General features: G+C 68.6%; 13 protein-coding genes. 3 read left to right on the top strand and 10 right to left on the bottom strand.

The window, feature by feature from the left end; genetic code table 11:
* Window positions 1–22 precede the first annotated feature (22 nt).
* The 5 genes from prcB to arc form a co-directional block, all read right to left on the bottom strand.
* A complete protein-coding gene (gene prcB, locus ACFYM2_RS13230; RefSeq protein ID WP_359001065.1) occupies window positions 23–868 on the bottom strand; it encodes a proteasome subunit beta in 846 nt (281 codons plus the stop codon).
* Window positions 820–1,395, bottom strand: coding sequence for an endonuclease VII domain-containing protein (locus ACFYM2_RS13225; protein ID WP_388836229.1), 576 nt, complete (start codon window positions 1,393–1,395; stop codon window positions 820–822). Before ACFYM2_RS13225 ends, prcB begins: the two co-directional genes overlap by 49 nt.
* Before the next feature lie 67 nt (window positions 1,396–1,462).
* Window positions 1,463–1,681, bottom strand: a complete 219-nt coding sequence (locus ACFYM2_RS13220) for a ubiquitin-like protein Pup (protein ID WP_124267463.1) — start codon at window positions 1,679–1,681, stop codon at window positions 1,463–1,465.
* Window positions 1,682–1,814: 133 nt separating this feature from the next.
* Window positions 1,815–3,326, bottom strand: coding sequence for a depupylase/deamidase Dop (gene dop / locus ACFYM2_RS13215; protein WP_350229443.1), 1,512 nt, complete (start codon window positions 3,324–3,326; stop codon window positions 1,815–1,817).
* A gap of 234 nt (window positions 3,327–3,560) precedes the next feature.
* Window positions 3,561–5,327: a proteasome ATPase gene (gene arc, locus ACFYM2_RS13210; protein WP_350229444.1), complete on the bottom strand. Its 1,767-nt coding sequence runs from the start codon at window positions 5,325–5,327 to the stop codon at window positions 3,561–3,563.
* Between the two features lie 240 nt (window positions 5,328–5,567).
* Here arc and ACFYM2_RS13205 point away from each other — a divergent pair, with 240 nt between their 5' ends.
* Entirely contained in the window at window positions 5,568–5,846 is a 279-nt protein-coding gene (locus tag ACFYM2_RS13205; protein WP_388835956.1) for a ferredoxin, read from the top strand.
* 17 nt (window positions 5,847–5,863) lie between these two features.
* Here the strand turns inward: ACFYM2_RS13205 and ACFYM2_RS13200 are convergent, their stop codons facing one another.
* The 3 genes from ACFYM2_RS13200 to ACFYM2_RS13190 all read right to left on the bottom strand — a co-directional run bounded on the left by ACFYM2_RS13200 (window position 5,864) and on the right by ACFYM2_RS13190 (window position 8,878).
* Window positions 5,864–6,490 (bottom strand): hypothetical protein, encoded by a 627-nt coding sequence (locus ACFYM2_RS13200; RefSeq protein ID WP_388458986.1) that lies wholly within the window; start codon window positions 6,488–6,490, stop codon window positions 5,864–5,866.
* Between the two features lie 159 nt (window positions 6,491–6,649).
* The gene (locus ACFYM2_RS13195; protein ID WP_053723500.1) at window positions 6,650–7,537 is read right to left on the bottom strand and encodes a tRNA (adenine-N1)-methyltransferase; all 888 of its coding nucleotides are present in this window, start codon (window positions 7,535–7,537) and stop codon (window positions 6,650–6,652) included.
* Window positions 7,538–7,630: 93 nt separating this feature from the next.
* A complete protein-coding gene (locus ACFYM2_RS13190) occupies window positions 7,631–8,878 on the bottom strand; it encodes a site-2 protease family protein (RefSeq protein WP_359001073.1) in 1,248 nt (415 codons plus the stop codon).
* A gap of 186 nt (window positions 8,879–9,064) precedes the next feature.
* Between ACFYM2_RS13190 and ACFYM2_RS13185 the strand changes: the two genes are divergently transcribed.
* A complete protein-coding gene (locus ACFYM2_RS13185; RefSeq protein WP_350229448.1) occupies window positions 9,065–9,922 on the top strand; it encodes a RecB family exonuclease in 858 nt (285 codons plus the stop codon).
* Between the two features lie 76 nt (window positions 9,923–9,998).
* Window positions 9,999–10,670 carry a response regulator transcription factor gene (locus ACFYM2_RS13180; RefSeq protein WP_350229449.1) on the top strand — a complete coding sequence of 224 codons (672 nt, stop codon included), beginning with the start codon at window positions 9,999–10,001 and terminating at the stop codon, window positions 10,668–10,670.
* A 91-nt stretch (window positions 10,671–10,761) separates the two neighbouring features.
* On the opposite strand, the gene ACFYM2_RS13175 is transcribed toward ACFYM2_RS13180, so the two are convergent.
* Together ACFYM2_RS13175 and ACFYM2_RS13170 are read right to left on the bottom strand one after the other, a co-directional pair.
* Complete coding sequence (locus ACFYM2_RS13175) at window positions 10,762–12,363, bottom strand: ABC transporter substrate-binding protein (RefSeq protein ID WP_359001077.1); 1,602 nt, start codon at window positions 12,361–12,363, stop codon at window positions 10,762–10,764.
* Between the two features lie 488 nt (window positions 12,364–12,851).
* The gene (locus ACFYM2_RS13170) at window positions 12,852–13,553 is read right to left on the bottom strand and encodes an HAD family hydrolase (RefSeq protein WP_388835951.1); all 702 of its coding nucleotides are present in this window, start codon (window positions 13,551–13,553) and stop codon (window positions 12,852–12,854) included.
* Window positions 13,554–13,558: the final 5 nt, after the last annotated feature.

The raw sequence follows: 13,558 nt of genomic DNA, 5'->3' as shown, positions 1-13,558 counted from the left end.
GTCATCTCGGGGCTCAGCGGGCTCAGAGGAGGGAGGCCCGGGGGCCGTCCGGCTGCTCCAGCCGCCGCGCCAGGACGGAGCGCGCCAGCTCGGAGGACTCCTCGTCGGTCAGCCTGCGGAAGCCGTCCTCAGTGATGACGGTGACGATCGGGAAGATTCGGCGCGCCATGTCGGGACCGCCGGTCGCCGAGTCGTCGTCGGCGGCGTCATAGAGCGCCTGGATGACCAGAGTGGTGGTCTCCTGCTCCGTCAGGTCCTCGCGGTAGAGCTTCTTCATGGAGCCCCGGGCGAAGATGGAGCCGGAACCGGTGGCGGCGAACCCGTACTCCTCGGAGCGGCCGCCGGTGACGTCGTAGGAGAAGATGCGGCCCTTGTCGCGGTCCACGTCGTACCCCGCGAACAGGGGGACCACGGCCAGGCCCTGCATGGCCATGCCCAGGTTGCCGCGGATCATCGTGGAGAGCCGGTTGGCCTTGCCCTCGAGCGAGAGCGTGGCGCCTTCCACCTTCTCGAAGTGCTCCAACTCCAGCTGGAAGAGCTTGACCATCTCCACCGCGAGGCCCGCGGTGCCCGCGATGCCGACCGCCGAGTACTCGTCGGCCGGGAAGACCTTCTGGATGTCGCGCTGGGCAATCATGTTGCCCATCGTGGCCCGCCGGTCGCCGGCCAGCACCACACCGCCGGGGAAGATGGCCGCGACGATGGTCGTCCCGTGCGGCGCCTCGACGTGGCCCTGCACGGGCGGCACGACGCGCCTGCCGGGCAGCATCTCCGGCGAGTGGTCGGACAGGAAGTCCATGAAGGAGGACGACCCAGGCGTCAGGAAGGCAGCTGGTAGACGCCCGGTGCCACGAGTATTGGCTTCCACGAGTTTCCTTCCAAGTAGGCGGCAGCGCGACGGACGGTGTCGGGATCGTCTCCCAACTTGCCGATGGCCGGATTGCAGTTGAAGCAGAGTACGCCTCGGACCCTACCCGTCTGATGGCAGTGATCCACATGAACGGCGGGGGCGGAGAGACAGATGACGCAGAGGCCCTTCTGCTCAGCGATCATCCGGTCGCGGTCGTCTTCGGTGATGCCGTACTGGCGCTTGAGGTGCCCTGCACGACCCTCGACGGCCCGGCACGCCTTGCAGCGCGTCGACAGACCGTCGGAGGCGGTCGAATTACGGTGCCACTCGGAGTTCGGCTTGATCTCCCCGCAACGCTGACAGTGCTTGTACCCTTCGGGCACCTCTACCCGCGGGCGAACATTCTTGCCGAGGGCAAGTTGACGCCGTCGGTGATAGTCAGCAGCACACTCACGGCATTCGCGTTGCAAGCCATCGAGATTCGACCGTCTGATAGCGAAGGCCGCGCGGGGCTTCTCTTCACCACACCGCGCGCAACGCTTCATCTCCGCCAGCTCAGTCACCGTTCCCCCCTCGCCCTTCAATTCGAAGGCGAAGTGGCCAAGACACCCACTACTCCCCACCCTTCTGAACGAAGCTTCGAACGAAATCCTCGGCGTTCTCCTCCAAGACATCGTCGATTTCGTCCAGCACGGAGTCCACGTCGTCCGACAGCTTCTCCTGGCGTTCCTTGAGGTCTTCCGAGGCCTGCGCGTCCTGCGTCTGCTCCTCGGTCTCCTCGGTGGAGCGCGTCGCCTTCTGCTGGCCGCCGCCGGTGTCCTTGGTCGCCATCTACCTCACCCCGCTCGGTTCGATGTCCTTGATCAGAATCCTTGATCAGACCCTACAAGCCGGGTCCGACATCGGCCCCGCACTCGGTGGAACGCGTGGGGCCTACCTCTGTGTTTCCCACACCCGGGGGCTTTCAGCCGCCCGAGAGCACCCGCACCAGATCTTCGGCCGTACGGCACCGGTCGAGCAGCGCCTTCACGTGATTACGCGTTCCGCGAAGGGGCTCCAGGGTTGGGACCCGCTGGAGCGAGTCGCGGCCCGGCAGGTCGAAGATGACCGAGTCCCAGGAGGCGGCCGCGACGTCGTCGGCGTACTGCTCAAGGCAGCGGCCGCGGAAGTAGGCCCTGGTGTCCTCGGGCGGGGCCGTCCGCGCCCGGGTGACCGCCGCGTCGTCCAGGAGGCGCTTCATCTTGCCCCGGGCCACCAGGCGGTTGTAGAGGCCCTTCTCGGGGCGTACGTCGGCGTACTGGAGGTCCACCAGATGCAGTCGGGCCGCGTCCCACTCCAGGCTGTCGCGGCGGCGGTAGCCCTCCATCAGTTCACGCTTGGCGATCCAGTCCAGCTCGCCCGACAGGCTCATCGGGTCGTTCTCCAGCCGGTTCAGGACGTCCTCCCAGCGGACCAGGACGTCCTTGGTCTGCTCGTCGGCGTCCGCCCCGAACCGCTCGTCGACGTACTTGCGGGCCAGCTCGAAGTACTCCATCTGGAGCTGGACGGCCGTGAGGGTGCGGCCGCTGCGCAGCGTGATCAGGTGGCGCAGGTCGGGGTCGTGCGAGACCTGGTGGAGGGTGCGGACGGGCTGGTCGACGGCCAGGTCGACGTTGATGAACCCTTCCTCGATCATGGACAGGACCAGGGAGGTGGTGCCCAGCTTGAGGTAGGTGGAGATCTCCGAGAGGTTGGCGTCGCCGATGATGACGTGCAGGCGGCGGTATTTCTCGGCGTCGGCGTGGGGCTCGTCGCGGGTGTTGATGATGGGGCGCTTGAGGGTGGTCTCCAGGCCGACCTCGACCTCGAAGTAGTCGGCGCGCTGGCTGATCTGGAAGCCGTGCTCGTGGCCGTCCTGGCCGATGCCGACGCGTCCGGCGCCGGTGATGACCTGGCGCGAGACGAAGAAGGGCGTGAGGTGGCGCACGATGTCGGAGAAGGCGGTCTCCCGCTTCATCAGGTAGTTCTCGTGCGTGCCGTAGGAGGCGCCCTTGTTGTCGGTGTTGTTCTTGTACAGGTGGATGGGCTGGGCGCCGGGCAGCTGGGCCGCGCGTTCGGCCGCCTCGGCCATGATGCGCTCGCCGGCCTTGTCCCACAGGACGGCGTCCCGGGGGTTGGTGACCTCGGGCGAGCTGTATTCGGGGTGTGCGTGGTCGACGTAGAGCCGCGCCCCGTTGGTGAGGATGACGTTGGCGAGGCCGATGTCCTCGTCGGTGAGCTGGGTGGAGTCGGCGGCCTCGCGGGCGAGGTCGAAGCCGCGGGCGTCCCGCAGCGGGTTCTCCTCCTCGAAGTCCCAGCGGGCGCGGCGCGCCCGGTGCATCGCCGCCGCGTAGGCGTTGACGATCTGGGACGAGGTGAGCATGGCATTGGCGTTGGGGTGGCCGGGGACGGAGATCCCGTACTCCGTCTCGATGCCCATTACTCGCCGTACGGTCATGCGGCCCTCCTTGCCCGGCGGCGCTCCCCCGCGGGAGCGGCGCTCAAGTACCGCTGGTTCTCCGGTGCGTGTGCGGTGCCCGTCCCCGCACGGCGCGACTCGGCGGTACCGAAGAGCCTAGAACGCCTTTGCGCTGGTGGGGAGATCAATTGCGTCATTGCTGTTGTCCGCTGATGGCCTGAAAAGCAGTCGGCTGCGGATGCCCGCACCGGGCATCCGCAGCCGGCCTGCCTTTTACAGGTACTGACCGGTGTTGGCCACCGTGTCGATGGAGCGTCCGGTGTCCGCGCCCTGCTTTCCGGTGACGAGCGTTCGGATGAATACGATCCGTTCGCCCTTCTTTCCGGAAATCCTGGCCCAGTCGTCCGGGTTGGTGGTGTTGGGCAGGTCCTCGTTCTCCTTGAACTCATCCACGCATGCCTGGAGGAGGTGGGAGATGCGAAGGCCCTTCTGGTTCTGGTCGAGGAAGGCCTTGATGGCCATCTTCTTGGCCCGGTCCACGATGTTCTGGATCATGGCGCCGGAGTTGAAGTCCTTGAAGTAGAGGACTTCCTTGTCGCCGTTGGCGTACGTGACTTCCAGGAAGCGGTTCTCCTCGGATTCCGCGTACATCTGCTCCACGACGGACTGGATCATCGCGTGGGTGGTGCCGTCCTTGTCCCCGCCGTGTTCGGCGAGGTCGTCGGCGTGCAGGGGCAGCGAGGACCTGAGGTACTTGGCGAAAATGTCCTTGGCCGCCTCCGCGTCCGGGCGCTCGATCTTGATCTTCACGTCGAGCCGGCCGGGCCGCAGGATCGCGGGGTCGATCATGTCCTCGCGGTTGGAGGCGCCGATGACGATGACGTTCTCCAGGCCTTCCACGCCGTCGATCTCGGCGAGCAGCTGGGGGACGATGGTGTTCTCCACGTCCGAGCTGACACCGGATCCGCGGGTGCGGAAGAGGGATTCCATCTCGTCGAAGAAGACGATGACGGGGGTGCCTTCGCTCGCCTTCTCCCGGGCGCGCTGGAAGACGAGACGGATGTGGCGCTCGGTCTCGCCGACGTACTTGTTGAGGAGTTCGGGGCCCTTGATGTTGAGGAAGTAGCTCTTCCCCGCGGGCTGGCCGGTGACCTCGGCGACCTTCTTGGCAAGGGAGTTGGCGACCGCCTTGGCGATCAGCGTCTTGCCGCATCCGGGCGGCCCGTAGAGCAGGATGCCCTTGGGTGGCCGCAGTTCGTGCTCCTTGAAGAGGTCCGGGTAGAGGTAGGGGAGTTCGACCGCGTCGCGGATCAGCTCGATCTGGTTGCCCAGACCGCCGATCTTGTCGTAGTCGACGTCCGGGACCTCTTCGAGGACGAGTTCTTCGACCTCGCTCTTGGGGACCACTTCGTAGACGTAGCCGGACCTGGGTTCCAGCAGGAGCGCATCGCCGGGGCGGATGGTGATGTCCAGGAGCGGCTCGGCGAGCCTCACCACCCGTTCCTCGTCGGTGTGCCCGATCACCAGGGCGCGCTCGCCGTCCTCAAGGATCTCCTTGAGGGTGACGATGTCCCCGGCGCGCTCGAACTCCATGGCCTCGACCACGTTGAGCGCTTCGTTGAGCATGACTTCCTGGCCGCGCCTGAGTTCGTCGGGCTCGACGCTGGGGCTGACGTTCACCCGGAGCTTGCGGCCCCCGGTGAAGATGTCGACGGTGCCGTCCTCGTTGGACTGCAGGAAGACTCCGAAGCCGGCCGGCGGCTGTGCGAGCCGGTCGACCTCCTCCTTGAGGGCCACGATCTGGTCGCGGGCCTCGCGCAGGGTGTTGGCGAGCCGCTCGTTCTGTGCGGACACGCCCGCCAGGCTGGTCTGCAGCTCGACGATCCGCTCTTCGAGAATCCTCGTATGACGCGGAGAGTCGGCGAGCTTACGTCGCAGGACGGCGATTTCCTGCTCTAGATAGGCAACCTGGCCGGCTGGGTCCTCGGACCCCCGCCCGGGCCGGATGCCGCGGTTGTTGTCGTCGTCGTGGGCTGCCACGGTCCTCACCTCCTCCAAGGGGAGCTGGACGCTTCCTGACCCTACCTGGGCTGGTGGTGATTGAAACCCCTAGATCACAAAGACTCTGAGGTGTGTCTGATCTTCACCCTTGCGCTCTCCCTCACGTCAGGGGAATACCCACCCAACAACATCGGAAAGCGGGCGGTTGTTATCGTCGATGGAGTCAACACCCGTCGGGGCTGGCATCGATTGATTCATTCGCGCAGGAACGGCAGGCACATGAACGAGGCGCTCGAAGTCTGGATCGACCAGGATCTCTGCACCGGCGACGGCATCTGTGTCCAGTACGCGCCCGAAGTCTTCGAGCTGGACATCGACGGGCTTGCGTATGTGAAGAGTTCCGACGACGAGTTGTTGCAGACGCCGGGGGCCACCACGCCCGTGCCGCTGCCGCTGCTGCGGGACGTGGTGGACTCCGCCAAGGAGTGCCCGGGCGACTGCATTCACGTGCGCCGGGTCACGGACCGCGTCGAGGTGTACGGGCCGGACGCGGAGTAGGCGCGCCTGGCGCCGGCTCAGGCGCCGATGGCCTCGGCGCCGGTGGTGCGGATGAACTTGCCGTGCTGCCAGCGCCACTTGATGTCCTGGCGTACGTCGGGTGCGTAGCGTGGTACGTCGTCGGAGGAGTAGCCGAGCAGGGTCGCGGCGACGGCGCCCTCACGCACGGTGAGGCCGGTGACGGTCTTCCTGTCCTTCGGGTCCACCAGGGTCGCCACCAGGCGTGGTGGTGCCCCTTTCGACGCGGGCCGGGTCAGGACGTAGACGCCGCTCGGCGGGGTGCCGCCGCCGGCGTCGCAGTGCACGATCGCGACGGTTTCGGGGGCGCCGTCGCCGTCGAGGTCGCCGGATGCTTTCTGCTCGACCACCGTGCCCAGGCCGGCGCAGTCCAGCGGGAAGGTGACCGTGCCGGGGTCGGGGGCGGCCGTGGTGGTGAGCGGGGCGCCGTGGCCGCTCGGGCTCTGGGACGCTTTGGCCGGATCCGGGGTCAAGAAGCCCGCGAGGGCGACCACGGCGGCCGTCGCGACGGCGGTGGCGGCCCAGTGGGCGGGGCGGGCGTGGGTGTGCGCGAGCTCAGGGACGGCGGCATTGTGCACGCGGGAGGTCTCCTGTGAGGGCGGTGCGGGCGGTGGGGTGGCCAGCATCGTGTCACACGTCACAGACGGGCGGAATACTGGGGCATCAGGCTCAACGCGAAGGCGCCGCCGCCGAGTTCCCGTGTCGGTCCGGGAACTCGGCGGCGGCGCCGGTTCGTTGTACGAGGCGAAGCCCGCGGCCGCGGTGAGGCAGCGGTCGGGCCGCGGTCAGTCCTTGTTGGGACCCTCGTAGTCGTCGCCGTAGGCGCCCTTGGCGGGGCGGCGGCGGCGCATGGGGGGCTCGACGCCGTCCGCGAGGCGTCGGGCGGTCACCAGGAAGCCGGTGTGGCCGATCATCCGGTGGTCGGGGCGCACGGCGAGGCCTTCGACGTGCCAGTTGCGGATCATCGACTCCCAGGGCTGCGGCTCGGCGAAGCAGCCGATCTCGCGGATGGATTCGACGGTGCGCGACAGCTGGGTGGTGGTGGCCACGTAGCAGCAGAGGATGCCGCCGGGGACGAGCGCCTTGGAGACGGCGTCCAGGCACTCCCAGGGGGCGAGCATGTCCAGAATGACGCGGTCGACGTCGGTGTCCGACAGGTTGTCCTGGAGGTCGCCGACGGTGAGCTGCCAGGCGGGGTGGGGGCCGCCGAAGTAGCGCTCCACGTTCTGCGTGGCGATCTCGGCGAAGTCCTCGCGGCGCTCGTAGGAGTGCAGCATTCCGTGGTCGCCGATGGCGCGCAGCAGGAAGGCGCTCAACGAGCCCGAGCCGACCCCGGCCTCGACGACGCGGGCGCCGGCGAAGATGTCGGCGAAGGCCAGGATCTGCCCCGCGTCCTTGGGGTAGACCACGGCTGCGCCGCGGGGCATGGAGAGGACGAAGTCGGGGAGCAGGGGGCGCAGCGCGAGGTAGGCGACGTTTCCCGTGGTTCGGACAACACTGCCCTCGGGAGCACCGATCAGCTCGTCGTGCGGGAAGGAACCCTTGTGGGTGTGGAAATTCTTCCCGGCTTCGAGCGTGAACGTGTAGTGGCGTCCCTTGGGGTCGGTGAGCTGGACCTGGTCCCCGACCTTGAAGGGCCCGCGACGGCGGGCGGCACCGGTCGGTTCGGACATACGACCAGAGTACCGGCCGTTCCAGGTCGCGAACGCCACGGCTGTGACGGCGGTCCGGGGGCGGAGGTCCGGGGTGATGTGGGCGGGCGGGGGTCAGGAGCCGGGCCGGGCCATGGCGGCGACGAAGGCCTTCTCCACGTCGGCCGCCGAGAGCACTCCGTAGATCTCGCCGGTCTCCTCGACCACCAGGTACTCGGTGGCGGGGGTGGCCCTGAGCAGGTCGAGCAGCGGCTCCCCCGCGAGTTCGGCCGGGACGCGCATGCCGTCGGTGAGGTCCTGGGCGAGGCCGCTGACGGCGACCCAGGGACGGCGGTGCTCGGGTACGCCGACGATGGCGGCCTCGCGGACCAGCGCGGTCGGGTCGCCGTGTCCGTCGACGACGACCAGGGCGCGGGCGCCCGATTCGTTGGCGCGGCGCAGCGCCTCGGAGAGCGGGGTGGTGGATTCGACGGGGACCGCGCGGCGGGTCAGGGTGCGGGCGCGCAGTTCGGGGAGGTGTTCGCGCAGCCTGGCCATGCGCAGGCTGTTGCCGGCGCCGGTCCAGATGATGGCGGCGAGGATGGCGGCGAGCAGCGCGTCGGTGACGGTGTCCATGCCGCTGACCTCGTCGGGCGAATTGCCGAGCACCCCGGTCTGCGTGAGCATCGGCAGGCCGATGAGGACGGTGACGGCGAGGGCGCGGCCGACCCAGGCGGCGGCGACGGTGCCGCTCATGGGCCTGCCGGTGATCTTCCAGACGACGGCGCGGAGCATGCGGCCGCCGTCGAGGGGCAGCCCGGGCAGCAGGTTGAAGCCGGCGACGATGAGGTTGGAGATCATCAGTCCGGCGAGCAGCACACCGGGCACGGTGCCGGGTTCGACGGCTTTCATGCCGAGGTAGAAAAGGCCGGACAGGACCAGCGAGAGCAGGGGGCCGACGAAGGCGAGGACGAATTCGCGCCCCGGTGTCTCGGTCTCCTTCTCGATCTCGGAGACGCCGCCGAAGAACTGGAGCTGGATGCGGCGCACCGGCAGTTGGAAGCGGAGCGCGGCCACGGTGTGGGCGAGCTCGTGCACCAGGACCGAGGCGTAGAAGGCGACGGCGAAGAAGAGGGAGACGAGGTAGCGGGCGGCGCCGAGTTCCGGCAGGACGCGGTCGAGCTGTCCGCCGAAGACCCAGGTGATGAGGGCGGCGACCAGGAACCAGCTGGGGGCGACGTAGACGGGCACGCCGAAGGGGCGGCCCATCAGCAGGCCGCCGCCGGGCCCCGGGCGGGGCTGCTTGCCGGGGCCCGCTCCCGTGCCCGATGGCTTGTCCTCCGCGCCGGACCGCGGCCGTCCGCGCTTGCCGCTGTCTTCCACGGGTTCCCTTCGTCGGTACGATGTCTGCCCTGAGAATGTGCCCAGGGGCACCGGCCGGACTCTTCTCGTCCGCCGGATCTTCGCCGGTCTGTCTCGTGGTTGCGATGTCACGATCATGCCGGGTGAGGGCGCCTGTCGTCGATGGTATTCCGCTCGCTGTCAGTGGCGGGTCGTAGGGTCTGAGTCATGAGTGAGAGCACCGGTGGGGCTTCGGCCGCACAGCAGCCGACGTCGTTGTCGCCGTCGCGGGCGAACGACTTCATGCAGTGTCCGCTGCTGTACCGGTTCCGCGTGATCGACCGGCTGCCGGAGAAGCCCAGCGAGGCGGCGACGCGCGGCACGCTGGTGCACGCGGTGCTTGAGCGGCTTTTCGACGATCCGGCGGCCGAGCGCACCGCGCCGCGCGCCAAGTCGATGATCCCGGGGCAGTGGGACCGGTTGCGCGAAGCGAAGCCGGAGCTGGCCGAGTTGTTCGCCGAGGACGCCGAGGGTGAGCGTCTGGCCAAGTGGCTCGGTGAGGCCGAGCGGCTGGTGGAGCGCTGGTTCTCGCTGGAGGACCCGACCCGGCTGGAGCCGGTGGAGCGGGAGTTCTTCGTGGAGACGGAGCTGGATTCGGGGCTGCGGCTGCGCGGGGTCATCGACCGGGTGGACGTGGCGCCGACCGGCGAGGTGCGGATCGTCGACTACAAGACGGGCAAGGCCCCGCGTCCGCAGTACGCGGAGGGCGCGCTGTTCCAGATGAAGTTCTACGCCCTGGTGGTGTGGCGCCTCAAGCAGGTCGTGCCGCGCCGGCTCCAGCTCGTCTACCTCGGCAGCGGCGACGTGCTCACCTATGACCCCGTCGAGGCGGATCTGGTGCAGGTGGAGCGGAAGCTGCACGCGCTGTGGGAGGCGATCCGGCTGGCCACCGAGACGGGCGACTGGCGGCCGAGGCCCACGAAGCTGTGCGGCTGGTGCGATCACCAGGCGGTCTGCCCCGAATTCGGCGGGACTCCCCCGGTATACCCGCTGCCCGTCGTAGCGGCGCCGGATTCGGCAGGCTGAGCCCACCGGCTTTCCTCCCACCCGGGGTGAGCAGGGCAGAATGGGCCCGGTCCAGCAATCCTGATGAGGAGTACCCGTGGCGATCCGCGTCCTACTGGTCGACGACCAGCCGCTGCTGCGCACCGGCTTCCGGATGATCCTGGAGGCCGAGCAGGACATCGCGGTGGTCGGTGAGGCCGGTGACGGTCTGCAAGCCATCGACCAGGTGCGGGCGCTTCAGCCCGATGTGGTGCTCATGGACATCCGGATGCCGCGGATGGACGGGGTGGAGGCCACCCGGCAGATCAGCGGTCCCGGCAAGGACGGCCCGGCCAAGGTGCTCGTCCTGACCACGTTCGACCTCGATGAGTACGTGGTGGAGGCGCTGAAGGCGGGGGCCAGCGGCTTCCTTTTGAAGGACGCGCCCGCCAACGAGCTGGTGCAGGCGATCCGGGTGGTCGCGGCCGGCGAGGCGATGCTGGCGCCCTCGATCACACGGCGGCTGCTCGACAAGTACGCCGATCACCTGCCCTCCGGCGAGGACCCGGTGCCGGACATCCTGCACACCCTGACCGACCGCGAGGTCGAGGTCCTGAAGCTGGTCGCGCGCGGTCTGTCCAACGCTGAGATCGCGGCCGACCTGTTCGTCAGCGAGACGACGGTCAAGACGCACGTGGGGCACGTACTGACGAAGCTCGGGCTGCGCGACCGGGTGCAGGCGGCGGTCTACGCGTATGAGAGCGGGCTGGTCCGGCCGGGCGCCCAGTAGAGCGCGCCGGCCCCCGGGCTTCCTCGGGAGCGCCACCCAAAAAGCCCGCCCTCGGCTCCAGAGAGCCGGGGGCGGGACGACTTGGAGAGGGTTACGCCTTGCCCCGGCCCAGCTCCCAGAGCCGGAGGTTGGACGAGGAGTCGATGGCCCACTCGGTGCCGGTGATGTCGGTGCGGGCCGCGACGTACTGCTTGCCCTGCCACAGCGGGATGACCGGGACGTCGTTGGCGACGATGTCCTGGATCTGCTCGAACGACTTCGACGCCTGGTTGCGGTCGGCGGCCACCCGCGACTCGGGGATCAGCGTGTTGCGTATGTCCGTGCTGACGTAGGGCGTGTTGAGGAAGTTGTCCTTGTCGAAGAACGGGGCGACGAAGTTGTCCGGGTCGGGGAAGTCGGGGAACCAGCCGAGGCCGTAGACCGCGTACTCGCCCTTCTTCTGCGCCGGGCGGAACTTCGACCACTCGGTGCCCTGCACGGTCGTGCTGAACAGGCCGGTCGCGTTCAGCTGCTCGGAGAGGTTCTTGAACTCCTCCGCGGTGATCGAACCGTAGTGGTCCTTGGTGTAGTTGAGCGTGAGCTTGACCGGCGTCGAGATGTTGGCGGCCTTGAGGATCTGCGCCGCCTTGGCCTTGCTGGCCTCGCCGTACTTGTTGAAGAACGAGTTGGTGTGCCCGGCGATGGAGGTGGGGATCAGCGAGTACAGCGGCTCGGCGGACTGCCCGTACACCTTGCTCACGAGCGCGCCGCGGTCGATGGACTGCGCCATCGCCTGGCGCACGGCCTTGTTCTTCACCGCCGGGTCGTCGGTGTTGAAGGCCAGGTAGCGGATCTCCAGGCCCGGCATCTCGACCAGGTTGACGTCCTTGTTCGGGCTGACCTGCATCTGCTGGATCTGCCCGGGCGACATGGCGCGCGCCATCAGGTCGATGTCGCCCTTGTCGAGCGCGGTGCCCATGGCCTCGGCGGTCGGGAAGGAGCGCAGCTCGACCTTGTCGTTGGCGAACTTCACGTCGCCCTTGTAGTTCGGGTTCTTGGTGAAGGTGACCTTGACCGCCTGGTCGTTCTTGACCTCGGCCTTCATCTTGTACGGGCCCGAACCGTCGATCTGGAAGCCACTGCGCAGCTTCTTCGGCTCGTACTTGTCCTTCGGCACGATCCCTGCGGCGGGCGTCGCGAGCTTGTACGGGAAGGTGGCGTCCGGCGTCTTGAGGTGGAAGACGATCTCGGCGTCGCCCTTGGTCTCCATCGTGTCGATGTTGTCGAGGAGACCGCCGGGGCCGTTGTCGTCCTTGATGTCCATCACGCGCTGGATGGAGTACTTGACGTCGGTGGCGGTCACCTTGGTGCCGTCGGAGAACTCGAGGCCGGTGCGCAGGGTGCAGCGGTAGCTCTCGTTCTCCTTGTCGGTGAAGCCGCACGAGGAGGCCGCGTCGGGGACCGGCAGTCCGCCGCCGCGCGGAACGTGGACCAGCGACTGCGTGGTCTGCATCATCACGTTCCAGATGCCCGTTTCATAGGCATGCGCCGGATCGAACGGGGCGGGGGCGTCCTTGGTCGCCACGAACTGGTCCGTGGTACCCACGACGATGGTCTTGCCGCCGTCTCCCCCGCTCTGCGATCCGCCGCACGCGGCGAGTACGGGGGCGAGCAGGCCCACTACGGCCGGCAGCACCAAAGTCTTGCGGTTCATCCTGGACGATCTCCCTTGTCCGGCACTTTGGGGTGGAGCTGTGTACGGGACACTCCGCCGCGTCCGCCCGTTCGGGGCGGGGCGATCGGGCCGGGTTTGTGCGATCGGACCTGCGCTCCCGTCCGCTGGGTGTGCGGCGGGGCAGATAAGGGTGCGGCGAAGTTCTCGCGACGAGATTAGTGCGCCGCGCGGCAAAGCTGGAACCGGCTTCGGTGCGCGGGGAATCGGTGGGGCGGCCGTCGTGCCGGGGCCCCGGCACGGGGTGCCGGAATGATTCGTACACCGGTTCACCAAACGGGACACAAGGGTGGCCCGAGGGGAGGCGGAGGGACGTGATCGGGGCCGCGTCGACCCCTGGACGGGTGACGAACATCACCCGTGGGTCCCTTTGACGGACCGTGATCCGGGGCCCAGGTGGTCACCGACGCCGCACGGGCGACTGCGATGCGTTCTCTCCCCTCGGCCCGCGCGGGCCGAGGGGAGGCCGGCTAGTTCGCCCGGGTGATCAGGGTGCGCAGGAAGGCCAGGTCGACGTCTTCGAGCGAGCCGACCACGACCCGGCTGTCCACGGCCGCGATGGGGGCCACCGACGGCACGGCGACGACCCGGCAGCCGGCGGCCTCGGCGGCCGCGACCCCGGTCGCGGTGTCCTCCACGACCGCGCATCTGGCCGGGTCGGCGCCCAGACCTCGGGCAGCGATCAGATACGGGTCCGGGTAGGGCTTGGTGCGGGCCACCTCGTCGCCCGCGACGGTCAGCGCGAAGTGCTCAGGGCCCAGCGAGCGCACGATCTCGTCGATGATGCGCCGGTGCGAGGCGGAGACCAGGGCGGTCGGCACGCGGTGCTCGGCCAGCTCGGCGAGCAGCCGGGCGGCGCCGGGCATCAGCGGCACGCCCCGGCTGATGCGCGCCTCGAAGTGGTCGTTGAGCAGCACGGTCAGCTCGGGCACGGTGATGTCGGCGCCAGTGGCCTCGATGAGGAAGGCCGCGCTGCGCGTCATGGGGCCGCCGACCACCACGTCCCGCCAGGACTCGTCCAGGACATGGCCGAGGGCGGCGAAGGCCTCACGCTCGGCGTCCCACCAGAAGCCCTCGGTGTCCACGAGCGTGCCGTCCATGTCAAGCAGGACGGCCTGAAGGGCGGAGCCTTCGGCCGTCCTGGTCAAGGCTTGGGGGACCGTACTGGTCATCGGCA

The organism is Streptomyces sp. NPDC006711 (genome assembly GCF_042869775.1).
Taxonomy (GTDB): domain Bacteria; phylum Actinomycetota; class Actinomycetes; order Streptomycetales; family Streptomycetaceae; genus Streptomyces.
Note: the sequence above shows the minus strand (reverse complement) of the source record. Positions and strands in the feature narration are given on the sequence as shown.